This is a genomic window from Microvirga brassicacearum (assembly GCF_008757455.1).
GTDB lineage: Bacteria > Pseudomonadota > Alphaproteobacteria > Rhizobiales > Beijerinckiaceae > Microvirga > Microvirga brassicacearum.
In genome coordinates this window covers 54,583-80,026 of sequence record NZ_VCMV01000015.1, presented here as the reverse complement: position 1 = coordinate 80,026, position 25,444 = coordinate 54,583, and the positions used below count along the sequence as shown (strand labels likewise).

The window sequence follows — 25,444 nt, the reverse complement described above, 5'->3', positions numbered from 1 at the left end:
GGGGACCGAACCATACCGCACCTTTGGGGAAGCACCGATGCATAAAGCATTGAATTTGCTTGGGCGACGTTCGGGTCATTTCGGTTCGACGGAAACTCTTTGTTGAGCCGGTGACGCTGCAAAAGCGGTCCGTCACCGCTTGTGAAGACATCCCTTTTCACAGCCAGACTTCAAGACTGAATCCTGCCCTTCTGGGACCGGCGTTAAACCACGTCGCGACGCGAGATCCCCGAACAACGCGCGCCTGAAAACGATGAGGAACAGCGCGAAGGACATGATCCACGTCGTCGTGCTTAGCAGCAACCAAATCCACTGGGCAGGGAAAGCCGCGGCTGAAATTCTGGTCACGACTGCCACCAACCCGCATACATAGGACAGGGACATCATGCGAGAGGGCCTGAGCGCGGCTCCGCTCTGTTTCCGGGTCATGCTTGCCATGATGGCGAGGCTCATCAACCCTATGGCGCCAACTGCCCACGCATGGAGGGCTGTAACTCTGGAGATGGTGCCAGGGCAAAGGATGTGTACGGCAAAGAAGGCGAAGCCGATGGAAACCCATCCGTATGCCAAATGGAGGACAAGGACGGGTAGGTGCGCGACCATCCGCCAACTATGCCACTGGACGAGGCGTGCTGCCTGTCCGACCGCCGCAAAGGCGCATGCAACACCCGTTGTCGCCTCATACGGAGCGATCATCCAAGCGCAAAGCGCGAGTGCGGTCGCCACCGCAGAGGCCCTTTCGATCCATTGACGCCGTACAATCGGAGACTTCTCACCGCGCATCTCAAAGTGATGCGCGGTGAGGCTCGGCACTACGCGACCGCCAAGAACGACGATGAGGCCCAGAATCGCTGCTACGCTGATGCGGAGCCCTGGTTCAGCGAACCCGCGATCGGCCGAAACGCCAACCATGCCGGCGCCAATGGATAGCGCTCCCAGGAGTAATGCGATCTTGACGTTGCGGAGATCTTCGGCTGCAGCGACTTCCCGCGCCACGATCAGGGCAAGCAACGCAATGAACGCTGCTGATACCGATCCGGCTGCTGCGGGTAGCAAGAAAAAGGCCGCACGGCCTGCGAACCAAAACCAAAAGAGCAATATCGCCGCCGGTCGTGAAATTGGCTGGCGTCCCGTCCAGCGGGGCAAAGCGGTGAGGAGGAAGCCCGTCATCGTCGCCGGCACTACTCCAAACAGTAGCCCCTGAGCATGCAGAGACCTGACCGATGGAGGGCTACCCCAAACCTGTTCTATCCCCAGTCCAGCGGGTAACCATATCCCGACGCACAAGATCGCATCGAGTGCAGCGAATATAAAGAAAACCCGATGGCGCTCGCGGTCGCTTGGCGTGACTGCACGAGCCATCACGTGTTGGCCGACCCGGACGTCCGCTCAGGACTTGTGAAGGAGTTCGGCTCAAGGTCCAAGCCCCCTCGATCGCCAACGGCCATTGTGTCGTTCATCTCGGAACCTGAGGAATTCGACCAGAGGTCACCACCGCGTCCGCACGCGCGCTGTGTTGCCAACGGCTTGTTAGCGGCTCACCGTGAGGTCGAGCAAGTATATTGCTCACAGGGCCAAACTCGCGACACAGCATCAGGTCCTGTCGCACGTCATCACCAGCATGATTGCGGCCGATCCCGGGGCGGAGCGGCGATGTGCACTCCGTGGGACCATTCACAAAAGCAACGTCTCGACTGCACATGCTCGCCTCCCGCCGAGGACGACAGGAGCGCCCGTGTGCGTGAACGGAAGGAAAGGTTCCGCCTTCCCTCCCGTTCTGATGCGACTTGCGATCAATGGACGTGCGAGTTTGTATCGCCTTGGCTGGTAGACAGACCGATCCTACCGGAATCGCGGAGCCCATGGGGCCGTTCAGGATCGCGAGAATGAGTGCTTATCTCCACCGCTTGTGGCTCCGCTTGACCATCGGTGCCGTAGAAGATGCCATGCAATCCCCAGTAGCCGGAGACTAACACCACGAGGGCGACCGCGAGACCGGCGGGCACTGACGCCAGGTTTCGGATTGTCGGCAGAGCTCTCGGGACGCTCATCGAGGCGACCGTCTTCTCGCGGCAAGGATCCGCGGCGATGAGGAAAAGGACCGCCATAATCAGAGCATGGCCGACAAGATCGATGCGTCCAAAGGGGTACACTGCCGTGAAAAAGATCAGGAGTAGCGCCACCGCCGAGAGGCGACGAACCAAGGGCGTCCAGAGCAGGCCGAAGCCCATCGTAAACTCAGCGACGCCGGCCATTGGAATAAACATGTCGCGCGGCAGGCCGAAGGTCAAAAAGGGCTTCTCTTCCACGAGTGGGTAGAACCAGTTCGGGTAAGCGAACTTCTCCAGGCTCGACCACATCAGCGCAATCGCGACGCCCCAGCGCAGAACCAGGAACCGCCGCTCGCGCCATTTCGGGTCGTCCATCGAGGCAAGCACCAGATAAGCGGCGACGCCAACGCCGAGCGCCAGGTAGTCGAGCAAATGGAAAAAGTCGTACTCGCGAAGCGCGACGACCCACAAGGTGATGATTCCGCCTGCAGCGATGGGCATAGTTCTGCGCGAAAAGACACAGGCGGCGATCAGCAATTGCGCCCATGAAATGAGTTCGGAATCGGTCTTCAGGTCCGGCGTGAGGTAGACGCCGCCCACCGCGAAGATCGCCACAAAGAAGGCGCCCGTCGTAACCCGCATGAAATCGTCGGAACGCTTCCACAGGGGCGCGCTGACGCGATCGAGGCCGCTCAGGACGGCCTGACCAACAGCCCTGCGTTCAACGAGAATAGTCGCCAGAAAGAAAGCGACCACCAGGACGATACCGGACCAGAACCACTGGTTCGTAAGCGTGGCGCTGATCGGCTGCGGCGAAGCTCCGACGATATAGGGAGCAAACCACTTCACGTGTGCCTCGGCGGGAAACGGCCAGGCGCAGGCGCCGGCCAATAGAGCCAGCGTTCCCGCTGCGGCCCGCCCGAGCGGGATGCGATTGATTGTTTTTGGCTCACGACCCTCGAAGTGGTCCGCGGCGAATGCGGTTTGCATTGTTTCCTCGTCGTCCGGTTCCGATGTTGACCAGACGGGGAGTACAGCCACTGAAGCAGATCCAAAATTCAGATCATCCCCCTAAGGGATTTTCCTGAGCACATTCGGACGCAGGGGCAAGAGGGATTTCCTACCGGGTGGATGAACCGGGGCCATAGCTCCCTTCGACCAACAAGGCCATGCGGACGAGCTCGGACAAGCTGTTGGCTTCCATCTTTCCCATTAAGTTGGCCCGATAGATTTCCACGGTGCGGGGGCTGATCCCAAGCTGGTGCGCGATCGCCTTGTTGGCCTGGCCTGCCACAAGCCCATCGAGAACTTGTCGCTCGCGCACGGAAAGGGATTGAAGGCGAGCTTGTGCCTCCAGGACGTGAGCCCCCTGATGGGCACTTCTTGCGTGCTGCTGGAGCGCAGATCTAACCGCGGCAAGGAAGACCTCATCTCCGAATGGCTTTTCGATGAAGTCGACTGCCCCCTCCTTCATCGCCTCGACTGCCAACGGCACGTCCGCGTGCCCCGTCATCACGATGACCGGGAGGGTGGTTCCTCGCTCCCTGAGGCGGCGCAGGAACTCGATGCCGTCAATGCCCGGCATTCGTACATCCGTGACGATGCAACCCGCCTCGACGTCCTTCACGTCTTCGAGAAACGCCGAGGCGGACTCGTGCAGTCGAACGAGTAGGTCGTCCGAGGCAAGAAGGAAGGCGAGCGACTTACGCACCGCAACGTCATCGTCGACCACGTGCACCACGGCTTCACTCGGCATGCAACATCTCCTCTCGGTTGACAGTCCTGAGAGTGAAGTGGAACGTCGTCCCCCCGCCCTGCTCTGAGTCAGCCCAGATTTTGCCGCCGTGCGACTCGATGATGGTCCGGCAAATGGAAAGCCCAACTCCCATTCCATGCTTCTTGGTGGTGACGAATGGCCGGAAGAGCTGGGCGGCGATCTCCGGCGCGATCCCTGGTCCGGTGTCCCGGACCCTCACCTCGACTAAGTCGCCGTCAATCGACTCCGTTGCCACGTCGAGCTCGCGGCGAGTTTCATCCTGCAGTGCCTCGATCGCATTTCGCATCAGATTGAGCAGAACCTGCTGGATCTGGATGCGGTCGGCAAACACGAGCGGTGCTTTCGGGTCGAAATGGAACGACACCCGGACGCCCCGCTCCTTGGCGCCGACGAGGGCAAGCGCGCTCGCCTCCTCAATGAGTTTGGGCAAACTCTCGATATTCCGCTCGCTTTCGCCTCGCGCCACGAATTCGCGCAGATGCCGGATCACCTGGCCCGCCCGCAGGGCCTGCTCCGCCGCCTCGTTGACGGCGTCACGCAGCTTGGGAACGGACCCACCCTCCATGCGCTCCAGAATGCGCCGGCAGCCCTTGAGGTAATTGGAAATCGCGGTCAGCGGCTGGTTGATCTCGTGAGCCAGCGTCGATGCCATCTCGCCAAGCGCGGTGAATCGAGACATATGGACGAGTTCCGACTGCAGCTCCTGGAGTCGCGTCTCCGTCTGCTGCCGCTCTGTCAGGTCGCGAATGAAGCCGGTGAAGTAGCGCTCGCCACCAGAGCGCATCTCGCCCACGGCTAGCTCCATCGGAAACGTCGAGCCGTCCCTACGTTCCCCAACGACCACCCGTCCGATCCCTATGATCCGCCGCTCTCCAGTCGAGAGATATCGATGCATGTAGCCGTCGTGCTGCTCGCGGTATGGGTTCGGCATAAGAACCTTGACGTTCTTACCAATGACATCATTGGGCTCATAGCCGAACAGACGCACGGCCGCCGTGCTGAAAGATTGGATAATGGCCTGTTCGTCGATCACCACCATGGCATCAGGAATGGTGTCCAAAATGGATTGGAGATGCGCCTCGCGCGCCTTGAGAGCTTCCTCGGCTGCAATGCGCTCGGTGATATCGTGGGCAACAAGAGCGAAGCCTTGGATCGCGCGGGATCCGCCTCCGAGAAGCGTGAGCGTGACTTGGGCTATAAATGTCGAGCCATCCTTGCGGACACGGATGCCTTGGATTTCATGGTGACCCGCTTTGCGAGCAGCCTCGAGTTCTCGGGCAAGCTCACCGGCGGCATTGCCGGTTGGTGGGCAAAGCATGGATGCCGAACGGCCAATGACCTCCTCCTCACACCAGCCATGGATGCGCTCAGCCCCGCTATTCCAGCTCGCGATCAGCCCGTCCGGATCCAGACGGAGAAGGGCGATATCCCTGACCGCATCGATCAAATGCTCGGCGCCAATTCCGTCAGCCCGCAATGCCTTCTCAATCAAAAATAGCCCTCCAGATCCGTTGATCTTGCCTGATGTCAGCTTGACCCAGACAAGTGACGTTCTAACGTGCTCCAGCCCAAGCCGAATGTGTGGCATCCGCTTTGACCGACCCTTGTCTCAATCGGGGTAACCTTGTCCAGTCTTGAGTCACCTGACGCGCGATCCAATACTCGTCGCCTCGGACGACGCGCAGCAAAAGCCTTGCGGATTTGAGGCGGATCAATGTGACTAGCCCGACCGCAGATTACATGGTTGCAAACCCGCCATGGGTCCGCAAGGCTCACAATGTCACCTATCTGGGGCCCCGTCCTCATCGTCGACGACGACGACGCTGTCCGGAACTCCCTCAAGTTCGCGCTTGAGATGGAGGGACTCGAGGTCCGTCTGTATGAAGGCGGATTTGAGCTTCTGGCCGATCTCGGCCGGCCGGCTGTCGGTTGTCTCGTCGTCGACTACAACATGCCCAGGATGAGCGGAATCGAGCTCGTCAACATCCTCCGTGACCGCCAGCGCGCCTATCCGACGATCCTGATCGCCAGTCAGGTGAGCGACGAGCTTCGCGGACGTGCGGCTCGCGCGGGCGTGCGCACTGTGCTTGAGAAGCCCCTCTCGGACGAAGCTCTCGTCGACAGCATTCGATCCGCTCTCGCCGCACCACCAGGCGTTTGGCTTGGCACTGGGACCTAAGCGACGCTCGTTAGCAAGCCGCCAGACTTGATCGCCCGCGAGTTCGTGTCGGGTTGTTTTTAGAAAAAACGGGAGAGCCGGAGTCGACCAGAAAACCGGAGACTCAGGCCATCCAAGTCCACAGGATAGCAGGGATATGCTGAGGGTTGGAGCAGCATTAGGCAGTAGAAGCCACCGAGTTCCCATTTTGGTGTCGCTATCAAATCCGGGGTTCCCGGCGCAGCCTGAGCGTACACCGATCCCCGGCAAGCAGATTGCCGATGGCCCCGGGCTAGGCGTCTCCCGATGCTTCCCGTCGTGAGTTCCGACACGAGGCCGCACTGGCCACGCACCTGTTCGAAGAAAAAGGCCATTTGTTCCGATATCAGAACACATGACCTGTTTTCTGAACATAATGGTTGGTATCAGAACGAAACGTTCGTACAATTGAGGAATGCGACCGACCTGCGGAGGTCCCCATGGCTCGCTCGGCTGCCCAGAGCAATCAGCGATATCCCTTGACATCGATCCTCGGGACCGAGGCGAACGTCCGTCTGCTTCGCGAGCTGTCCCGGTACGGCGGCCAACTGTCCGCGCCGTCCCTCGTCGCGCGCACGGGTCTTGGAAGGACAAGCGTCTGGGTGGCTCTGGCGGCTCTCGAGGAGATGCGCATCGTAGAATCGGCCGGGTCGGGCCGCGCCGTTCTGTACCGCATCCGGACCGATCATCCGCTGCATGCCCCGTTGGATGCGCTGTTTGAGGCCGAGGAGGCGCGCTTCGCGGCGATCCGCGAGGTCGTCCGTTCCGCGGCATCTGAAGGCGGGCCGAGTGTGTTTGCCGTCTGGATTTTCGGCAGCGTCGCGCGCGGCGAGGATCGGCTGGACAGTGACCTCGACATCGCCGTGGTCGCACAACCGTCCGAGCTCGCGAGGGTCGTGAACGCCGTGCGCGACGCGCTCATAGGTCCTGGGAAGAGGATCGGCTTCACCCCCTCCGTGGTCGGCATCGATCCCGCCGACGCCGAGCGGCTTTCCCGCGAACGCGATTCCTGGTGGACCACCGTCGTCGCCGACGTCATCGTCCTGTCGGGTATGCATCCCGAGGAACTGATCGCTCCTGGTCTCGGGACAGCTCTAACTCGCACCGATGAAAACCCTCCGGGTCGTCCGGGGGCACCTTGAAGTATCCCCATGGGCTAAATATCGTGAACGTTGCCATTGCCCGAGCCCCTCTCGTCAGCCGCGCGGGTTGACGGCGCCCTGCTCCAGCGAGCAAGGAAATTAAGCCTTCGAGACTGTCACCGACGGACGGCACGACCCAAACAAGGGCTGATGCCTAGCGCACCCGAGACCGATCAGTCGGTTCGGATGGATTTGCCACTGAATCCCGGGCCTAAGGAATATCCCTTAGGTAAGACATCTGAATTTCCGCTCTTCCTGGGCGGGGGTACGAACGAACCAACGTCAGCGACTTGAGACGCGAGGGTTCGATGCATACAGCGCTTTCCACTGACCATTTTTCCCCGTCCGGCGTCATCGTCGCGCCTGGACTTCAGTCATTGCGCATCGTCGATGAGCCATGGGGCCTGACGCAGGGCAGGACCCGATCGCATGCAAGCGATGAGGAGATCTTCAGCGAGGGCAGCCGGGCCGCCTTTTTCTACAAAGTCGTTTCGGGGGCCGTGCGCACGTTCAAGCACCTGAGTGATGGCCGCCGCCAGATCGACGCGTTTCACCTCCCGGGCGACCTGTTCGGCATCGAGTCCGGTGATGAGCACCGCTTTTCCGCCGAAGCGGTCGGAGCCGCAACGCTCGTCTCGTACCGGAGATGCAGTTTCGAGATCCAGGCATCGGCTCGTGGGCAACTCGGCCCGGAGATCATCGCCGCCGTGATGCGCTCTCTTGAGAGAGCTCAGAGTCACATGATGCTCCTCGGCCGCAAGTCCGCCTTGGAAAAGATCGCAACGTTTCTCCTCGATATGGCCAAGCGTATGGCAAAGGACGACGAGTTTGACCTGCCCATGCCGCGGATTGACATCGCGGATCATCTCGGCCTGACCATCGAAACCGTTTCACGATGCCTGACGCAACTCGAACGCGAAGGCGTGATCCGGCTTCCCGCCAGCCGCCATGTTGTGCTTCGCAACAAGGCGATCCTTCGGCGCCTCAGAGCATGAGCGCTGGCAGGTTCACTTGCGAACGGCCAATGATACGACGTGCGATCTCAAAGATGCCCAGCACCCGCTCAGCATATCGGTTGTCGAAGTGACGAAAGAAATCAACATCCCGCTGATTGATCCAGCCAGTGGCATCACGGAGGATCTGATCCAGCGCTTGGTCCATACTTTTTACGATCGTGTTCTGCAGGACGACGATCTCGGGCCGATTTTTCGCGGGGCGCTCTCACTTCGGTGGGACGCGCATCTGGCCACGATGGTCGATTTCTGGTCGTCCATCGCCCTCCGAACGGGGCGTTACGGCGGCAGACCACAGCTCACGCACCGTGGCCTCGGGCTGAAAACGCATCATTTCCAGCGTTGGCTTGCTCTATTCGCATCGACCGCTCAGGACGTTTGCGAGCCGGAGGCCGCGTCCTTCTTCATAGACCGCGCGCATCGCATCGCGGACAGCTGGCAGATTGGTCTCAATATCGGGCCGAAGTCATTGCGGCTGCCCTCGGAGCAGAATCCTCTCTGACGTCGACGGGTTGATCCAAGTCAATGAGACTCGGCCAAGTCTCGCCATAACCTCCCGCACCTCCAACAAGAGAACGGCACGATGGTCTCGCAGCTGACAAGAAATGAGAGGCAGCTTGCACTCGTCATTCTGAGTGCGCTCGCCCTTTGCGGCCTGGCAATGGCGGCGATCGGTCGCGACGACCTCATCGGTGGCCATGGCGCCTTCATCCTTCTCGCCAGCCTGGGGATGGGTTTCGTGGTTACGTCCGGCTACTATCATGCGGAGCCGAGCGACGAGCGCCTGGCCCACTACTATGACGATCCCAGCAAGGTCGGCATCGTTCTCGCCATGATCTGGGTCGTGTTCGGCCTCTTCATCGGTGATTGGGTCGCGTGGCTGCTGGTTTATCCAGAGATGACTTTCGACGGAGGCTGGGCCAGCTTCGGGCGCCTTCGTCCCATCCACACAACCGCGGTCATTTTCGGGTTTGGAGGAAATGCGCTGATCGCCACATCTTTCCACGTGTTGCAGCGGACGTCGCGCGCGCGGTTGCCTGACCAGCTCAGCCCATGGTTCGTGTTGCTGGGCTACAATCTGTTCTGCCTTCTGGCGGTGACCGGTTATTCGATGGGGCTGACCCAGTCCAAGGAATATGCGGAGCCCGAATGGTATGCCGACATTTGGCTGGTGATCGTGTGGGTCACGTACTTCGTGCTTTACCTTCGGACGCTCGCGCGTCGCAAGGAACCGCATATCTACGTCGCGAACTGGTACTACATGGCCTTTATCCTGGTCGTGGCGGTACTCCACATCGTCAACAACCTCGCGGTTCCGGTATCGATCGCTCATGCGAAAAGCTATTCGCTGTTCTCGGGCGTTCAGGATGCGATGACGCAGTGGTGGTATGGGCACAACGCCGTCGCGTTCTTCCTCACCGCCGGCTTTCTCGGCATGATGTATTATTATCTGCCCAAGAAAGCGGGACGACCGATCTTCTCGTATCGGATGTCCATCATCAGCTTCTGGGGCATCACCTTCATGTATATGTGGGCCGGGTCCCACCACCTGCACTACACGGCGCTGCCGCAATGGGTCCAGACCCTGGGTGTGACATTCTCGGTGATGCTGCTCGTTCCCTCCTGGGCTTCGGCCGGAAACGCGCTTCTCACCCTCAACGGCGCATGGCACAAGGTTCGCGACGACGCCACGCTACGCTTCATGATGGTGGCGGCAATCTTCTACGGCCTGTCCACTTTTGAAGGCTCGTTCATGGCGATCCGTCCGGTAAACGCGCTTTCCCACTACACAGATTGGACAGTCGGTCACGTTCATGCGGGCGCCCTCGGGTGGGTCGCGCTCATCACCTTTGGGTCGTTCTACAGCGTCGTTCCGTGGCTCTGGAAGCGGGAGAGGATGTACTCGGCGAAGCTGGTCGAGCTTCATTTCTGGCTCGCCCTTGCCGGGACTATCATCTACGTCTTCGCCATGTGGAATTCGGGCATCATCCAAGGCCTGATGTGGCGCACTTACAACGATAGCGGCACGCTTGCCTACTCGTTCGTCGATTCCCTGATAGCCATGCGTCCCTACTACATCGCCCGCGCCATTGGCGGCCTGCTCTTCCTGATCGGCGCCGCTGTCGGGTTCTACAACATCTGGATGACCGCTCGCGGCGCATTGGAGGAGAGTCCCACCAACGCGGATCGGCCTGCGGCGGTGCCTGTTGCCGCGCGCACGATCGAGGCAGGAGAGTAAGCGGATGTTCGGACTCCATTACAAGTTGGAACGCAACACTATCGGTTTCGCGCTTGCGGTCATCGTCGTCGCCGGCATCGGTGGTTTCGTGGAAATCGCTCCGCTCTTCACCGTCGATGAGACCGTCGAAGAGGCGCCGAACATGCGGGTTTACACGCCGCTGGAGCTGGCCGGCCGCAACATCTACATCCGCGAGGGATGCTACGCGTGTCATTCGCAGATGATCCGCACCCTGCGCGACGAGGTCGAGCGCTATGGCCCCTACTCGCTGGCCGTTGAATCGAAATATGACCATCCGATGCTGTGGGGCTCGAAGCGGACCGGGCCGGATATCGCGCGCCTCGGGGGTAAGTATTCGGATCAGTGGCATGTGGCCCATCTGAACAATCCGCGCGACGTCGTGCCTGAATCGATCATGCCTTCTTACGCGTATCTCGGCCGCGCCGAGTTGAAGGCAAATGATCTCGGCCTGCACCTGAAGGCCATGCGTGCCGTCGGCGTTCCCTACACTGATGAGATGATCGCCAACGCGACTTCCGATACCTATGGTCAGGCTATGCCCGACAGTACGTTTTCGTCGGGTCTGTCAAAACGCTACGGCGACAAGACGACTGTGCGTGACTTCGACGGCGTCGCCGGTCAGGTGACGGAGATGGATGCGCTGGTGGCCTACCTGCAGATTCTCGGAAAGCTGACCGACGCGGCCTATTCGCCCGTCGCGAAAGCAGAGGACTAGACCTCATGGATATCGATCACAACATAGCCGTCGTCGTCGCCAAGTCCTTCGGCCTGTTTTATCTTATCGCTTTGTCGATCGGCGTGCTGGTCTATGTCTACTGGCCGTCGAACGGGAAGCGCTTCGATGACGCCGCCAAAAATGTGATTCATGACGAGGATGCGCCATGGCACTAGGCGAACGCGACCCTCACACTGGCCACATGACGACCGGGCACGAATGGAACGGGATTACCGAACTGAACACGCCGGTGCCCCGCCCCGTCTATTTCTTTCTCGCGGCCACATTCACATTTGCCGTCATCTATTGGGTGTTGATGCCAGCCTGGCCCCTGTGGTCGACTTACACCAAAGGTCTTCTGGGTGCGAGCGACCGCAATGCTCTCACTGAAAGCCTCCAGCAGGCAGCGGCAGCGCGGGAGGTCTGGACGAAGCGCATCGAGTCTGAGGATTACGCGACAGTTCAGGCTGACCCTGGCTTGATGCAATCCGTCCGCGATTCCGGCCGAACCTTGTTCACTGACAATTGCGCGGTTTGCCATGGTGGCAAGGCGACCGGTGGACCAGGATATCCAAACCTCACCGGCGCGTCATGGCTTTGGGGCGGATCTCCGGAAATGGTCGCTGAAACGCTTCGGGTCGGCATCAATTCCGGTCATCCTGAGGCTCGCACTTCACAGATGTTGGCGTTCGGTCGTGATCAGATGCTGTCCCGGGCCGATGTCGAGAATGTCACGACCTATGTGCAGTCGCTTTCGAAGCCTGCCATGTCCAAAAACGCCGATACGAAATCGCCGGCGGCCGGAACGAAAGCCTTCGAGACAAACTGCATCTCCTGTCATGGCGAGAACGGCAAGGGTAACCCGGAACTTGGCGCTCCCGATTTGACCGATCATTTTTGGATCTACGGGGGCGATCGGCAGTCGATTTACACCTCCATCTTCAATGGTCGCCAGGGATTCATGCCGAGTTGGGAAGATCGACTATCACCACTCGAGCGCAAGATCCTGACGCTCTACGTCCTCGATCTCGGGCCGGGACCCAAGTGAAGATCCGGTTAACCAGCAGCGGCATGGTCTGGCTGGGCGTTGTTGCGGGCTTGCTGGTGCTTGCTTTCACCAATGCGCATCTGGTGTACATCGCCTTCAGCTCCGAGCCAGGCTGCGTTCCGCACACGAAACAGATCGGCACAGTAAACGGTGTCGGTGCGCCCTTTAGAGCTGCGAAGTCAGCATGTTGAGTGTGGGAAACCGATCTCACATGATGCCGGAATGACGAGGCAACCGCATGAGCAAGATCCCTGAAACCGTCCCGCCGCTGCCGCCCGCAGTGGATCTGAATCGCCGATCGCCGTCGGCCACCGCGTTCACATGGCTTCGCGCGGGCTGGGATGATCTGAAGATCAAGCCGGCAATCAGCCTGAGCTATGGCATCGGCGTGTTTCTCATCTCCCTCGCTGTGGTCGTGGGGCTTTTTGCGTTCGGCTGGGACTACATCCTGCTGCCTGCGCTGGCGGGGTTCATGGTCGTGGGGCCCATTCTGGCCGTTGGGCTCTATGAGAAGAGCCGCCGTCTCGCTCACGAGAGATCGACCTACCTGCGTGATACCATCCGGGCCGAGGCGCGCACTGGCGGACAGATTCTCTTCATCGGCGTCATTCTGTGCCTCCTGATGCTGTTATGGATGCGCGCCGCGGTGATCGTTTACGCGCTGTTCTTCGGCCTGCGTCCGTTTCCCGGTCTCGACCACGTTGCCCAGATGCTCGTGACCAGCCCCATCGGATGGTCGATGTTGGTCGTCGGCAGCCTCATTGGCGGTTTATTCGCGGCCTTCTCGTTTGCCATCAGCACTTTCTCGATTCCGATGTTGCTCGACAAGCGGGTTGACGCCTTCACCGCTATGGGAACCAGCATGGCGCTGGTCTGGAATAACCTGCCGGTCATGCTGGTTTGGGGAGCGATCGTCGTCGGGCTGTTTCTGCTGAGTCTCGCAACCTGCCTCCTGGGGCTCATCATCGTGTTCCCGTTGCTTGGACACGCCACGTGGCATGCCTATCGGGCCATCGCGCAATAGAGGATCGGATCGGGCTATGAGCTGTTGCACGCTGGGCGCCGTGATGCCAACAGATGGCGGCAATGCGCATCGCGGCGAGGAAGTTCTCCTTACAAGTCGGTTGGTCGATCGCGAGATCTACCAAACCGACCTCTCCGTGCCGGATATTCATTGCGGTGGGTGCATCCAGAACATCGAGAAGGCGCTTCACCGTCTTGAAGGTGTCGAACAGGCGCGGGTGAACCTATCGACGAGGCGGGTTTCCATCCGCTGGCGCGCGGCAACGCAGCCGCCGGCCATGATCGAGACCGTGCAAGATCTTGGCTACACCTGTTACCTGGACGATCCCGCTGCCGGCGAGAAGGACCGAACGGCATCCGAATTGCTGCGGGCGCTGGCGGTTGCGGGATTCGCCGCCAGCAACATCATGTTGTTGTCCGTGTCGATCTGGTCGGGAGCCGATGTTAGCACCCGGGACCTGTTTCACTGGCTGTCGGCCATCATCGCTCTTCCGGCACTCGCCTATTCCGGGCGCGTATTCTTTCGTTCCGCATGGAAAAGTCTGAGGCGAGGCCAGACCAACATGGATGTGCCGATTTCGCTCGGCGTGCTGCTGGCCTTCGGCATGAGCCTTTACGACACCTTGCATCATGGTCATCACGCCTATTTCGACGCGTCGATCTCGCTCCTCTTCTTCCTTCTGATTGGCCGCACGCTCGATTACATGATGCGCGACAAGGCGCGCGTCGCCGTGAAGGGACTGGCCCGCCTGTCGTCACGCGGCGCGGTGGTAGCGCAGGCCGACGGCTTTCGCCTCTATCTGCCGGTGACCGAGATCCAACCCGGCATGACGATCTGGCTCGCCGCCGGGGAACGTGTCCCGGTCGATGCGCGTGTGGAGGATGGCCGTTCGGATCTCGACGTCTCGCTGGTTTCCGGAGAAGGTGCCCCCCAGGCGGTTGGACCCGGCTGCGTGCTTCGGGCAGGAACGCTGAATCTTACCGGTCCCCTGACGGTCACGGCACTCGCCGCGGCGAAGGATTCGTTCCTCGCTGAAATGGTGAGGCTGATGGAGGCGGCGGAATCGGGCCGATCAGGTTATCGCCGCGTGGCTGATCGCGCGGCGCGGCTTTACGCGCCCGTCGTGCATCTGGCGGCTTTTCTGAGTTTCGTCGGCTGGATGATGGCGACCGGCGACCTCCATCGCGCCATCACCATCGCGGTCGCCGTCCTGATCATCACCTGCCCGTGCGCGCTGGGTCTTGCGGTACCGATGGTGCAGGTTGTTGCTGCCCGTCGTTTGTTCGAGAACGGCATCATGGTGAAGGACGGTTCGGCAATGGAGCGCCTTGCTGAAATCGGCGCGGTCATTTTCGACAAGACCGGGACGCTGACTTCGGGAAACGCCAGCCTCGCCAACCGCGTCGAGATCGATCCCGCGCATCTGGCCATTGCGGGCGCAATAGGAAGCCGCTCTCGCCATCCCTATTCGCGTGCGCTAGCGGCTACTGCGTGTGAGACCCCAACCCATTTTGACGAGATCACCGAGCATCCGGGGCTTGGTCTCGAAGCTGCCTCCGGGCCATCAAGCTATCGCCTCGGAAGGCACGAATGGGCCGTGGCCGGAACAACCCCATACGACATGATGCGGGACGATGCCGGCACGGTCCTGTCGAAGAATGGACGCCTTCTGGCAGCGTTCCAGTTCGACGATGCGCTGCGCCCCGGCGCGCGTTTGGCAGTGGCCGCGCTCAGGCGATCCGGGCTGGCCCTCGAGATCGTGTCCGGCGACCGTCCGGAACCGGTGAAGCGCATCGCTGCGGAACTTGGAATTCCAGCTTACCGCGCGGGCGTTTTGCCAGGCGACAAGACATCGCGGGTCGCGGACTACCGCAAGTCAGGCCGCAAGGTGCTCATGGTTGGCGACGGCTTGAACGATGCGCCCGCGCTCGCCGCAGCACATGCGTCCATGGCCCCGGGAAGTGCTGCCGACATCGGCCGGAATGCGGCGGATTTCGTCTTCCTGCGTGACGGCCTTGAGGCGGTTCCGCTGGCGATCGCCGTTTCCCGTCAGGCGCGGCGGCTGGTGCAGCAAAATTTCGGTCTTGCGATTGCCTATAACGTGGTTGCGCTGCCCGTCGCTGTCATGGGGTACGTCACACCGCTCGTCGCAGCGCTTGCCATGTCGCTGTCGTCCATCATCGTTGTGGCCAATGCCCTTCGCCTGAAAGCTGTCAAAAAGAGCGTGAATATTTCGCCGCGAGAAACAGTAAACGTCACAATGGTCACGACCGAGGTGAGCGCATGAAAGATTACTTCTATCTTATCCCGATTGCCATTGCACTCGGCGCCGTGGCCTTGGCAAGCTTCATGTGGTCGCTGAAGAGCGGACAATATGACGATCTCGCGGGTGCTGCCGTGCGCGTTACGCTTGATGAGGACGACGTTCCGCAGAAACGAGACGGCCAGTGATCGGTCTCCCGTCCGATGAGAAGCCGTCGCGAGTTCTAGCCCTTTTCTGCAACGACCCTTGGCCGGGTGAGAACGCTCCAATAGATCACGGCGAACCCGACAAACGCCAATGCCCAGCTTATGCCCGCGATGTGGAGCAAAGGAGCACTCCATCCCGGTTCGAGCGCGGCACAGATGCGGGCAAGCGCTCCCACGATGACCATCAGATAGAGGACTTGGGTCACGCCGCTCGCGGCGAGCGCGCGACCCGTGTGACCTAAGCTCGCTCGCGACATGATCGCAAGTGTCATGAGTCCCATCGCGCCGCCGGTCCAGGCGTGAATGCCCGCGCTCGCTGGTATAAAGCCGAACGAAGCCAGGCCGACCAGGCCGAATCCCAGCGGCACGAAAGCGTAGGCGACGTGAAGAACCAATACGAGACGGTCGCGCCATGTGCGGTCGCCCGCCCAGCGCGCAAGTCTCCGGGTCTGGAGCAACGCTGCGATAAGCAGGAACGCCCCGGTGATCCGGCCCTGCGGTAGAGCGATCCAGGCCAGTAGCGCCACCCCTGCAATCACCAGAGAGGTTGTGTCAAAGGTTCCAAAAGGCACCGGCAGCCTGCCCGGATTTGCGCGAACCAGCCAGTTGCGTGTGAAACTGGGGATCACGCGCCCGCCGATCAGCATGATGAGCATCATGATGGCGCCGATCGCCAACCGAATGCTGTAATCAGCGCTGCCGTAATAGCGAATCTCGAGGTGGAAGACGATGTTTCCGAAGAGGAGCAGGCCGAGCACGACCAGGATCTTGAGATTGCGCCAGTTCTTGCCGGTGATGATCTCGCGGGCGGCGGCGAGCGCGATGATCAGCAGGAACGATACATCGACGATGGCGGCGAAAGTCCATCCGGTCCACGCGGATGTCGTAACCGCGATGCGCCCGGCGAGCCATACGACAACCAGCAGAAGCAGAGGAATGCCCTGGATCGGAAGCCGGCCGGTCCAGTTCGGGATCGTGGTGAGCAGAAAGCCCGTGATCACCGCCGCAAGATACCCGTATAGCATCTCGTGAATATGCCAGTCCCGCGGCACGAACACCGTCGGTACACCAAGTTCTCCGTAAAAGACCGGCAGCCATACCAAGATCGCCAGACCCGCGTAGAGCGAACCGAATAGAAAGAACGGTCGGAAGCCATAGGAAAGGAGCGCGGGGCCACTGTAGTCGCGCAGTCGCGGAATCGGGGCCATACTCGGTCTCCCTCGCAGCTTCCCAATTAAGAGGAAACGCAAAAATGCGCCGGCGGAACACGAGGTGGCGCCGGCGCAAGATGAGCTGTGATCTTACTTGGCGGCGGTCTGTTGCGACGCCAGTGTCTCAAACAATGCGGCAAAGGCTTGCTTTGCCTTGCCTGGGTGGGCGACGGCCTTGGCCTGATCGGTATTGGTCGGCTCTCCGACAACAATCATTCCGACCATACCCATGCCGTAGTGGGGCTTGCATTTGTAACCGTATACACCGGGCTTATCGAGCGTGATGGTGACCTCCTCATTGGTCTTGCCAACAAAGAGGCTTGCTCCCTCAGGCAGCATCGTGGGAACGCTCTCCACATTGTGCCCCTTATCGGTCGCAACGAATTTGACCGTATCGCCGGGCTGAACCTTGACCAAAGCCGGTTCGAACACCATGACGCCGGCTGCGCCCTTGTTGAGCATCTTCACTTCGACCTCTGCCGCGTTGACGGCCCCGGTAAGGCCGAGGGCTGCGGCAAGTGCGCCCAGCATGATGATCTTCCGCATGATGTTTCTCCTCGTTTCAAATGCGAATTCGGTTGAGCTCTAAACTCATGCGGAGCGTGTTACGCGACATTGGCAGGGACCTGTTTGATATGGCGCAAACAATTGGCGCTCGCGACGATTTTTCGAACATCGCAAGGATTCTGTTTGCACTGCAACAAACAACGCGTCAGACGTCATCGAATGACGCCCGGGCTGTCACGACGCTCCGGGACGCTCCAGGCGGCACAATCATCGTCGGTTCAAATCCGAAGTCCCAGGCAACTCCGTCCTCATGGACCACGCCCCTGACCCTGTGGCGAAAGGACTCACGGGAATCCCCGCGGTCGGGGATCCAGACAATCCCGAGATTTCCAAAGTTCAGGAACCACAAAAATCCGCAATCTCGCATAGCCACCGAGAGCGTAGCCGATGCCGAACGAGCCACGTTTGTCCGGACTCTTTCTCGCGTGGCCGAACTGCGGCACACGCCCTGTTGCTTCAAGTCAGGGCCAATCATCGAGGTCCAGCTAAGTACGCTTCCCACGACGCCCGCTCCTCGAAGGGAGAACTGCCAGGGCGATTTAAAGAAGACGCATTTCCAGCTGGCAAACATCCATGTAGAAGGGTGCGTGGAGGGTTCGAAAATCCTGTGCGGGGATGCCTACCCAGTCGGAGTTCATGGATGTCAACGGTCGATCGATCTCTCGTCAAAAACCTTCCCCTATTCGCCGGACTTGCGCCGGCGGATCTCGACGAGATGCTCCAGGAGGCGCAGTCGATCCGCTACCCAAAGGGGTCGAGCGTCTTCCAGCAGGATGAGGAGGCTCATTCGTTCTTCGTCCTCTTGCACGGCCACCTGCGCGTGATGAAACTCACCCCTGACGGGCAGCAAGTGGTGGTCCGTTTCGTCACACCGGGCGAAATGTTCGGCATCGCCATGGCCATGGGCCGGGCGACCTACCCGGCGACTGCAATGGCTGTGGTGGACAGCATCGCGCTCGTCTGGCCCTCTACCATCTGGCCAAGGTTGATTGCAAAGCACCCGGCACTCGCCGTCAACACCCTCCAGACGGTCGGAAGTCGGCTCCAAGACGCTCACACGCGGGTGGTCGAGATGTCGACCGAGCAGGTGGAACGTCGCGTCGCCCATGCGCTACTCCGGCTGGCTCAACAGGCCGGACGGAAGGTTGAGGCGGGCGTGCAGATCGACTTTCCAATTTCACGGCAAGACGTCGCGGAGATGACAGGAACGACCCTCCACACAGTCAGCCGTATCCTGAGCGCTTGGGAGGAACAAGGTCTTGTCGAGGGTGGCCGTCAGCGGATCATGATCCGTGAGCCCCACAAGCTGCTACTGATCGCAGAGGGCACGCTGGATTAGCATCTGCATCATCAACCGCCGCCCTAAGATCAGCCAGGAAACGCTGATGATCGGTTCCGTGTTCGCGACAGGCATCATCTACCGTGTGGAAGCATGCGATGGGACACCCCACGCAATGCATCTTGTAATTTAGGAACACGCGGATGGTGGTGGGCCAGTGTCGCATCACGTCATCGACGAGGCTGCTGGATTCAATGGTCATCATGGTCTCCGCACAACGGGTCACGTGAAAAAATAGCTCCATTTTCCCTGAATCTCTTTGCGCGGCAACAAAGCCGAACACTGATCAGCGATCGCGCGTTTGTTTGACTTGGGGCAAAGAAACGCTCGTTTCCGTTGGCCAAGGTGCGCCAACCGAAACAAGGATCTCACATGAGAACAAACAAACAGCCTCTCGATCCCGATATTCTGGAGTGCCTCCGCGACGTCATCGATCCAGAGGTGGGTCTCAGCGTCGTTGATCTCGGCCTTGTCTATCGGGCCGTTCGCACGCCCTCTGGCCTCGAGGTCGCGCTGACTCTCACGACCCGTGCCTGCCCACTCGGCGAGATGATCGTCGCCGATTCACGCGAGCTTCTCGCGCATCGATTCCAAGACGTTCCCAGCATCGATGTCGCCTTGGTCTGGGAGCCTATGTGGAGCCCGGAATTCATCACCGATCATGGTCTTGAGCTTCTTGGCCATCCACCGAGAAAGGCTGCTTGATGTCCGGTTTTGCTGTTCGAGAAGCGACGGTTGACGTCCGCCAGATCATGCCGCACATGCGTCATCCTCTGATCTTCGAGACATTCGAGCGCCTCTCTCCCGGCGAGGGCTTTCTGCTCGTGAACGATCACGATCCGCGACCCCTCCTCTACCACTTCAACGTCGCACATCCGGGCGAATTCGACTGGGACTACCTGGAGGAGGGCCCTGATGTCTGGTGTATCCGTATCAGCCGCGCCGCGATCTGAGGCGATAGCCGAAACGAGGACGGTTCGACGCCGGATGTGGCTCCGCATCCTGTGTCTGGCTCTCGCGGCCATTGCGTTGCTGTCTGGTCTGTGCGGCGGCATGTGGCGGCTCGGATGGACGATACCTCACGGCTCGTCGTTGGCGGAACTGCATGGACCGCTGCTGATATCAGGACTTTTTGGCACCCTTATCGGCCTCGAGCGAGCGGTGGCGCTAGGTCGGGATTGGTCTTACGCAGCGCCGGCGCTGTCGGGTCTCGGCACATTGACGTTGCTGGCGGGCGCGCCGACCGCCGTAGGTGCGGGGCTTTTTATTCTGGCCTCGGCAACACTTGCCGCCGCGTCGCTGGTGATCACCGCTAAGCAGCCCGCCGTCTTCACTGGCGCGCTTCTGTTTGGCGCCCTGACCTGGTTTAGCGGCAACGTGCTTTGGCTAATCGGCAACTCCGTGCCCGACGTCGTGGGATGGTGGCTCGCTTTCTTGATCCTGACCGTTGCGGGGGAGCGCCTCGAGCTGAGCCGTCTTGTCGCTCCGAAGCGGGGCAGCGAGGCCATGTTCCTGTTCGCGGTAGGACTTCTCATCCTCGGCGCACAGAATGGCCTCATGACGCCGAACGGCGCCGTACTCTATGGCCTCGCCCTCGTATTCACCACGACGTGGCTTCTCCGGCATGATATCGCGAGTCACAACCTCCGTCAGCAAGGGCAGACACGCTTCTCCGCCGCCTGCATGATGTCAGGATACGTATGGCTTGGACTGTCGGGTGTGGCGCTCGTCGCCGCCCCGCCGGGTGCTGCTCTGCACACTTATGACTTCGCCCTCCATGCGGTTTTGATCGGGTTCGCCCTCTCGATGGTGTTTGGCCACGCTCTCATCATTTTACCCGCCGTGACAGGCATTCGCATCGCCTATCGGCCATTCATGTACGCTCCCTTGGCGTTGCTGCACGCGTCGCTCGTCATCCGGGGGATCGGAGATGCCTTGGCATGGCAAGCGTTCCGGCAATGGAGCGGAATCGTCACGATCCTCGCGATAGTGAGCTTCGCGTTGACCGTCGGGCTCGCCTCCAAACGTCGTAACACCGAGGCGGATCGGGTACAGCATCGCTTCCCATGACGGAGTTCCTGATTGCGTTGTGCGCCTTTCTGGTCGCGCATTTGATCCCCGCCAGCCCACGCCTGCGCACGAGTCTCATCAGGAGGCTCGGACGCAAGGTGTATCTTGCGGCCTATTCGATGTTGTCTCTGATCCTGCTCGGCTGGCTTATCGTCGCCGCCCGAGATGCCGACCCGATTCCGCTTTGGGAGCCAGCGCCATGGCAGTGGCATCTGACCCTTGTTGCTATGCCGATCGCGACGTTCTTTCTGGTGGCGGGTCTTATCGCGCCCAATCCGTTGTCGATATCCCTGCGACATGATTCAACACCTGGTGCGGTCACCCGGGTGACGCGTCATCCGGTGCTGTGGGCTTTCCTGATCTGGGCGTTGGCTCACATTCCGCCGAACGGCGATCTCGTCACGGTCATCCTCTTTGGCATCATGGCCCTGTTCTCACTGATTGGCTTCATCCTGCTCGACGCGAAGACCAAAAGGCGCGTGGGTCGGGTACGCTGGCGCGCTCTCAGCCGCGAGACGTCCGTCGTACCTTTCGCTGCAATTCTAGCGGGGAGAGCCTCACCTGTCGGCCTGCGATCTTTGGCGCTGGCGGGGCTGATCGCGGTTCTCCTCTATGGCTGGTTCGTTCTTCAAGGCCATGCGCTCCTGATCGGGGCCGATCCCCTCGCCGCCCTCTAAAAGCTCCGAGAATCCAGCGGCAACGAGCTCCAATCAACGGTTCCTTGCGCGAAATCAAAGAGGTTCCATTGAGAGTCCTTATAGGTCTGTGGCGGCAGTCGAGAACGGATTGCAGAGCCCGCTCGCACGCGCTGATGGCGCCTCGGGTAGGATCGAGAGGAACGCAGGACTGACGTGAGATACTGGGCGCAAAGATGGAAACAGGGACAGCGCGCAAGCGCGCTCGTCGCCGCGTTGGCGCTGCTAGGCCACATTGCGCTGATGGCATTGACGCCGGTTCGCGCACCGGAGGCGATTCTCTCTCGGATCGAAATTCATGCTGAACATCCCGCGGCAGGGCCCCATCGTGAGGCCGACCATCAGCAAAGCAAACTCGCCCATTCCGCGCCGTGCTGCATCCTGAGCTATTGCGCAGGTCTTGCCTCACCACCAACTGACGGCGCGACGCTCTGTCCACCCTCCTGGCGTTGGGCCGCGCTGGCTGCCTACACTCGGCCACTGACGGAGTCGGTTCGCCGCCTCAGCGTTATTCCCGTCGGTGCACGCGCGCCACCAGCTGGTTTGATCCTTCGATAATTTGATCAACCAACCTGATAGGATAATTTCGATGATCACGACCCGTTTTCGCGGGGCACTTGCCTCGGCTTTCTTCATGCTGGCGGCACCGGCCCTCGCACACTCGACGCTGGAGGTACAGCAAGCGCCCGTCAACTCGACCTACAAGGCGGTCGTGCGCATCGGACATGGCTGCGAAGGCTCGCCAACGCTCAAGGTGCGCATTCGTATCCCCGATGGCGTGATTGCTGTGAAACCCATGCCGAAGTCCGGATGGACGCTCGAAATTGTCAGGAGTGCCTATGACAAGTCATACGACTACCATGGCACGCCGCTGACGGAGGGGGTCAAGGAAATCGTGTGGACTGGCAGGCTACCCGACGAGCATTATGACGAGTTCGTCTTTCGGGGGTATCTCACCAGCGGACTCCAGCCGGACGCGATGCTCTATTTTCCAACCGTGCAGGAATGCGAAAAGGGTGCCGACAGGTGGATCGAGATTCCAACGGAAGGCAAGAGCGCCGGCGACTACAAATTCCCGGCTCCAGCGCTGAAACTTCTGGCGCCGAAAACACACTGACAAAGGGAAACGGGGATGCCTCTCGGCATCCCCTCGCGTCAGTGGTCCGCCTTGCCGCAGCTCTTATATGCCTCGGACTCGCAATGCTTGCCGGAGGCGGCCAAGCCTTTGCGCATGCGGCGCTGGTCGAATCCGTTCCGGCCGACGGGGCCGTGTTGCAGGTTCGACCCGCAATCGTCCATCTCCGCTTCAACGAGCCTGTGTCGCCGCTTGTGGTTCGCCTGATTGATGCACGCGGCGGCATCCGCGAAGACCTGTCCGTCATGATGCACGACCACTCGATCGGGATCGCGATACCGGAGAATCTACCTTCGGGCAGCCATATTCTGAGTTACCGCGTGACGTCCGCAGACGGCCACCCGGTCGCGGGCTCCATGATTTTCTCGATAGGACACATCTCTACGTCGGCGGACAAACCAGCCGAGACGAGTGAGCGGCCCATCCACTCGCTATTGTGGTTGGCGCGCCTCGTTTTCTATCTCGGTGCGTTCGTCGGCGCCGGCGGTGCGCTGTTCGTCACCTGGGTGGCACCTTCTCTTCGGCTTCTCCTTGTGGGGCGAGTCCTGCGCGGGTTCCTCGCAGCGGGTATTGCCGCGGCGATCGTCTCGATCGGTCTGCAGGGGCTCGACGCGCTCGGACGCCCGTTCGTGGATTTTCCCTCGGGAGCAGTTTGGCTCGCGGGCCTCGCGACGGCGTTCGGCACCTCCGCCATTCTTGCGAGCACCGCATTCGCCCTCGCTTTTGCAAGCTTGCTCGCGCGCGGAGGGTCACGCCGTGCGCTGTCGCTGGCAGCGTTGGCTGGCGTCGGGCTCGCTTTCGCGGCGAGCGGGCATGCAAGTGCCGCGACACCGCAGTGGCTGATGCGACCAGTGATGTTCCTCCATGCCGTTGCGGTGGCATATTGGGTGGGGGCGCTTCTTCCTCTCGCCGTTGTGGTGCGAAGATTCCCCTCTCAGGCACAGCCGGTGATACGGCGCTTTTCGGGTGTCGCCGTCGCGGCGGTCGCCGTCTTGACGGCGACTGGCTTAATGTTGGCCTACGTACAGGTCGAGGCGCCGAAGAACCTGTTCGACACGGATTACGGCCTTGTCCTTCTCGCAAAGCTCATTCTGGTGGCAGCCCTCCTGGCGCTCGCATCCGTAAACCGCGTCTTGCTGACTCCCGGACTCGAGGTATCGCGGGACAAATCCCGGCATCGGCTTGGGCGGACCATTGCTATTGAGATTGGACTTGCCGCCCTTGTCCTGATGGTTGTTGGATTGTGGCGCTTCACTCCGCCCCCGCGCGCGCTCGAAACATCCAGGGCAGCCGCCGCGAGTCCGGTCAGCCTGCACATTCATATGCCTTCGATCATGGCCGGACTCATGGTGAGTCCCGGGCACGTCGGCTCCAGCCAAGTCCGAATCGCCCTTTCATCCCCTGCCTCGCGACCGCTAGACGCAAAAGGTGTCACGTTGATCCTGTCGCGACCGGCGGACGGCATTGAGCCGATCGAACGATCGGCGCGGAAGGTGGGCGGCAATGCGTGGCAGGTGGATAACCTCGTCTTGCCACTCGCGGGTCCGTGGCAGATTCGGCTCGAGGTTTTGATAAGCGATTTCGACAAAACCAGCCTCGAGGGCACTCTCGTCGTGCGACCGTAATGATCGCCGCCGCTTCAGTCCCGTTTGATCTGCAGATGGGCTCGGAGCCACGCCAGACGGTTGATCGCCCGCGAAGCCAGCGCTTGAGTCAGCGTCAAGCCTGCTTCGTCCTGAAAATGATCGGCCGCATTCAGGTAGCCCTCGACGAGGACTTCAGCGAGCACGATGGGATTCTCGATGGTTGGAGCTGCGGCTGGAAGCGCGGCGAGCGACAAAGGCGTCCGAGCGAGCTCGTCCGCCGTTCTCCGAGCTTCCACCGCGAATTCCGAAATTTTCGCCCGCTCACTTTCGCCCGAGTCAGAGACAAGGGAATCCAGTAACGCGGCCAAGCGGGTTTCAAGCGCCGCGGCATCGGCAACTTTGTGTCCTGTCGCGGGCGGCGTCTGCGCGCGCTCAGCATGATATGCGCGACGCCGTTCGTGCCGCAGCGTTGAGATATGTTCGAGTTCCTCGTGCGCCATCTTCTCCGCCGCCTGCTTGATCTCGGGCTTTTCCGTGTTGGCCGCCACGTAACTCCAGAACGCGAACGCGCGTTCCTCGTTTCGGACGGCCATCGAAAGCGCCCCGTAAGGGGTCTGGATTTCCGGCGCAGCGACCTTCGCGCCCTCGTCGTCGAAGGTTTCAGGAAGCGTCCAGCTGAGATGCGCGGCGTCTGGCCCCCTTCCCTTCTCGGTCTCAGACCAGCGAACGACGTTGTTCAAATGGCCGCGCTCCTCGGATGCGAGTCGTTCGAAGGTTTCCGCGAGTGAAACATCCCCCGCGGATCGCATTCGCAAAGCCAATTCCTCGTAACGGGTGGCCGCCTCAAGCTCGAGCGAGTGAGCAATCGCGAAAAGCTCTTCGAGTGATGTCACGGCGTGCGCCGGCTCGGTCTTCAGAAGCGACATTCGACTCTCCCACCAATTCGGCTTGCGGCAGTATGAATGATAGAAGGAATTACCGCGTGTCAATTTGCGTTAAATCAATGTGCCAGCCCTCGTAGACCCTAGCGTGACGGTCATCGCACGGCTTCAGATCCAAATCCCAGTCGGACGCGGAACTTTACCGTTGCAAGGACGTTGGGTTTGTTATCCTTAGGTATGTTCCGTGGAGTTCGGTGGTTCCCT

Annotated in this window: 26 protein-coding genes; 18 read left to right on the top strand and 8 right to left on the bottom strand. The window is 60.6% G+C overall.

Annotated elements, in window-relative coordinates:
• Nucleotides 1-132: 132 nt before the first annotated feature.
• The 4 genes from FEZ63_RS12270 to FEZ63_RS12255 all read right to left on the bottom strand — a co-directional run bounded on the left by FEZ63_RS12270 (nucleotide 133) and on the right by FEZ63_RS12255 (nucleotide 5,305).
• Nucleotides 133-1,362, bottom strand: a complete 1,230-nt coding sequence (locus FEZ63_RS12270; RefSeq protein ID WP_150944780.1) for an NnrS family protein — start codon at nucleotides 1,360-1,362, stop codon at nucleotides 133-135.
• Between the two features lie 431 nt (nucleotides 1,363-1,793).
• Complete coding sequence (locus tag FEZ63_RS12265; RefSeq protein ID WP_244622775.1) at nucleotides 1,794-3,041, bottom strand: hypothetical protein; 1,248 nt, start codon at nucleotides 3,039-3,041, stop codon at nucleotides 1,794-1,796.
• 130 nt (nucleotides 3,042-3,171) lie between these two features.
• Complete coding sequence (fixJ, locus tag FEZ63_RS12260; protein WP_150944778.1) at nucleotides 3,172-3,807, bottom strand: response regulator FixJ; 636 nt, start codon at nucleotides 3,805-3,807, stop codon at nucleotides 3,172-3,174.
• Nucleotides 3,797-5,305: a PAS domain-containing sensor histidine kinase gene (locus tag FEZ63_RS12255; RefSeq protein WP_420846275.1), complete on the bottom strand. Its 1,509-nt coding sequence runs from the start codon at nucleotides 5,303-5,305 to the stop codon at nucleotides 3,797-3,799. The genes fixJ and FEZ63_RS12255 overlap by 11 nt, the downstream gene beginning before the upstream one ends.
• A gap of 300 nt (nucleotides 5,306-5,605) precedes the next feature.
• Between FEZ63_RS12255 and FEZ63_RS12250 the strand changes: the two genes are divergently transcribed.
• From FEZ63_RS12250 to ccoS, 11 genes are all read left to right on the top strand, one after another.
• On the top strand, nucleotides 5,606-6,007 hold the full coding sequence (locus FEZ63_RS12250) for a response regulator transcription factor (protein ID WP_150944774.1): 402 nt from the start codon (nucleotides 5,606-5,608) through the stop codon (nucleotides 6,005-6,007).
• Nucleotides 6,008-6,465: 458 nt separating this feature from the next.
• Nucleotides 6,466-7,167, top strand: coding sequence for a nucleotidyltransferase domain-containing protein (locus FEZ63_RS12245; protein WP_150944772.1), 702 nt, complete (start codon nucleotides 6,466-6,468; stop codon nucleotides 7,165-7,167).
• A 308-nt stretch (nucleotides 7,168-7,475) separates the two neighbouring features.
• Nucleotides 7,476-8,162 carry a helix-turn-helix domain-containing protein gene (locus FEZ63_RS12240; protein ID WP_150944769.1) on the top strand — a complete coding sequence of 229 codons (687 nt, stop codon included), beginning with the start codon at nucleotides 7,476-7,478 and terminating at the stop codon, nucleotides 8,160-8,162.
• A gap of 16 nt (nucleotides 8,163-8,178) precedes the next feature.
• On the top strand, nucleotides 8,179-8,682 hold the full coding sequence (locus FEZ63_RS12235; protein WP_338042212.1) for a group III truncated hemoglobin: 504 nt from the start codon (nucleotides 8,179-8,181) through the stop codon (nucleotides 8,680-8,682).
• An 81-nt stretch (nucleotides 8,683-8,763) separates the two neighbouring features.
• On the top strand, nucleotides 8,764-10,419 hold the full coding sequence (ccoN, locus tag FEZ63_RS12230) for a cytochrome-c oxidase, cbb3-type subunit I (RefSeq protein ID WP_150944765.1): 1,656 nt from the start codon (nucleotides 8,764-8,766) through the stop codon (nucleotides 10,417-10,419).
• A 4-nt stretch (nucleotides 10,420-10,423) separates the two neighbouring features.
• On the top strand, nucleotides 10,424-11,155 hold the full coding sequence (gene ccoO, locus FEZ63_RS12225; RefSeq protein WP_150944763.1) for a cytochrome-c oxidase, cbb3-type subunit II: 732 nt from the start codon (nucleotides 10,424-10,426) through the stop codon (nucleotides 11,153-11,155).
• A gap of 5 nt (nucleotides 11,156-11,160) precedes the next feature.
• A complete protein-coding gene (locus FEZ63_RS12220) occupies nucleotides 11,161-11,331 on the top strand; it encodes a cbb3-type cytochrome c oxidase subunit 3 (protein ID WP_150944761.1) in 171 nt (56 codons plus the stop codon).
• On the top strand, nucleotides 11,322-12,203 hold the full coding sequence (ccoP, locus tag FEZ63_RS12215) for a cytochrome-c oxidase, cbb3-type subunit III (protein WP_150944759.1): 882 nt from the start codon (nucleotides 11,322-11,324) through the stop codon (nucleotides 12,201-12,203). The genes FEZ63_RS12220 and ccoP overlap by 10 nt, the downstream gene beginning before the upstream one ends.
• Before the next feature lie 238 nt (nucleotides 12,204-12,441).
• Nucleotides 12,442-13,227, top strand: a complete 786-nt coding sequence (locus FEZ63_RS12205; protein ID WP_150944754.1) for a DUF2189 domain-containing protein — start codon at nucleotides 12,442-12,444, stop codon at nucleotides 13,225-13,227.
• A 16-nt stretch (nucleotides 13,228-13,243) separates the two neighbouring features.
• Entirely contained in the window at nucleotides 13,244-15,514 is a 2,271-nt protein-coding gene (locus FEZ63_RS12200) for a cation-translocating P-type ATPase (protein ID WP_150944752.1), read from the top strand.
• Nucleotides 15,511-15,678, top strand: coding sequence for a cbb3-type cytochrome oxidase assembly protein CcoS (gene ccoS / locus FEZ63_RS12195; RefSeq protein ID WP_150944750.1), 168 nt, complete (start codon nucleotides 15,511-15,513; stop codon nucleotides 15,676-15,678). The genes FEZ63_RS12200 and ccoS overlap by 4 nt, the downstream gene beginning before the upstream one ends.
• 35 nt (nucleotides 15,679-15,713) lie before the next feature.
• On the opposite strand, the gene FEZ63_RS12190 is transcribed toward ccoS, so the two are convergent.
• Nucleotides 15,714-16,904: an NnrS family protein gene (locus FEZ63_RS12190; protein WP_150944748.1), complete on the bottom strand. Its 1,191-nt coding sequence runs from the start codon at nucleotides 16,902-16,904 to the stop codon at nucleotides 15,714-15,716.
• Between the two features lie 93 nt (nucleotides 16,905-16,997).
• Nucleotides 16,998-17,453, bottom strand: coding sequence for a pseudoazurin (locus FEZ63_RS12185; RefSeq protein ID WP_150944746.1), 456 nt, complete (start codon nucleotides 17,451-17,453; stop codon nucleotides 16,998-17,000).
• 661 nt (nucleotides 17,454-18,114) lie between these two features.
• Here FEZ63_RS12185 and FEZ63_RS12180 point away from each other — a divergent pair.
• Nucleotides 18,115-18,813, top strand: coding sequence for a Crp/Fnr family transcriptional regulator (locus FEZ63_RS12180; protein ID WP_150944743.1), 699 nt, complete (start codon nucleotides 18,115-18,117; stop codon nucleotides 18,811-18,813).
• On the opposite strand, the gene FEZ63_RS12175 is transcribed toward FEZ63_RS12180, so the two are convergent.
• Complete coding sequence (locus FEZ63_RS12175; RefSeq protein ID WP_150944839.1) at nucleotides 18,758-19,015, bottom strand: DUF1858 domain-containing protein; 258 nt, start codon at nucleotides 19,013-19,015, stop codon at nucleotides 18,758-18,760. The two genes, FEZ63_RS12180 and FEZ63_RS12175, sit on opposite strands and share 56 nt — an antisense overlap.
• A gap of 170 nt (nucleotides 19,016-19,185) precedes the next feature.
• On the opposite strand from FEZ63_RS12175, the gene FEZ63_RS12170 reads away from it, so the two are divergent.
• The 6 genes from FEZ63_RS12170 to FEZ63_RS12145 all read left to right on the top strand — a co-directional run bounded on the left by FEZ63_RS12170 (nucleotide 19,186) and on the right by FEZ63_RS12145 (nucleotide 24,338).
• Nucleotides 19,186-19,518 (top strand): metal-sulfur cluster assembly factor, encoded by a 333-nt coding sequence (locus FEZ63_RS12170; RefSeq protein ID WP_150944741.1) that lies wholly within the window; start codon nucleotides 19,186-19,188, stop codon nucleotides 19,516-19,518.
• Nucleotides 19,518-19,766: a DUF2249 domain-containing protein gene (locus tag FEZ63_RS12165; protein ID WP_150944739.1), complete on the top strand. Its 249-nt coding sequence runs from the start codon at nucleotides 19,518-19,520 to the stop codon at nucleotides 19,764-19,766. The genes FEZ63_RS12170 and FEZ63_RS12165 overlap by 1 nt, the downstream gene beginning before the upstream one ends.
• 34 nt (nucleotides 19,767-19,800) lie before the next feature.
• Nucleotides 19,801-20,883, top strand: coding sequence for a hypothetical protein (locus tag FEZ63_RS12160; protein ID WP_244622773.1), 1,083 nt, complete (start codon nucleotides 19,801-19,803; stop codon nucleotides 20,881-20,883).
• Nucleotides 20,880-21,560, top strand: a complete 681-nt coding sequence (locus FEZ63_RS12155) for an NnrU family protein (protein WP_150944735.1) — start codon at nucleotides 20,880-20,882, stop codon at nucleotides 21,558-21,560. The genes FEZ63_RS12160 and FEZ63_RS12155 overlap by 4 nt, the downstream gene beginning before the upstream one ends.
• 607 nt (nucleotides 21,561-22,167) lie before the next feature.
• Nucleotides 22,168-22,695, top strand: a complete 528-nt coding sequence (locus FEZ63_RS12150; protein WP_150944733.1) for a YcnI family copper-binding membrane protein — start codon at nucleotides 22,168-22,170, stop codon at nucleotides 22,693-22,695.
• A gap of 83 nt (nucleotides 22,696-22,778) precedes the next feature.
• Nucleotides 22,779-24,338: a copper resistance CopC/CopD family protein gene (locus FEZ63_RS12145; protein ID WP_162419734.1), complete on the top strand. Its 1,560-nt coding sequence runs from the start codon at nucleotides 22,779-22,781 to the stop codon at nucleotides 24,336-24,338.
• Between the two features lie 14 nt (nucleotides 24,339-24,352).
• Here the strand turns inward: FEZ63_RS12145 and FEZ63_RS12140 are convergent, their stop codons facing one another.
• On the bottom strand, nucleotides 24,353-25,225 hold the full coding sequence (locus FEZ63_RS12140; RefSeq protein WP_150944729.1) for a ferritin-like domain-containing protein: 873 nt from the start codon (nucleotides 25,223-25,225) through the stop codon (nucleotides 24,353-24,355).
• Nucleotides 25,226-25,444: the final 219 nt, after the last annotated feature.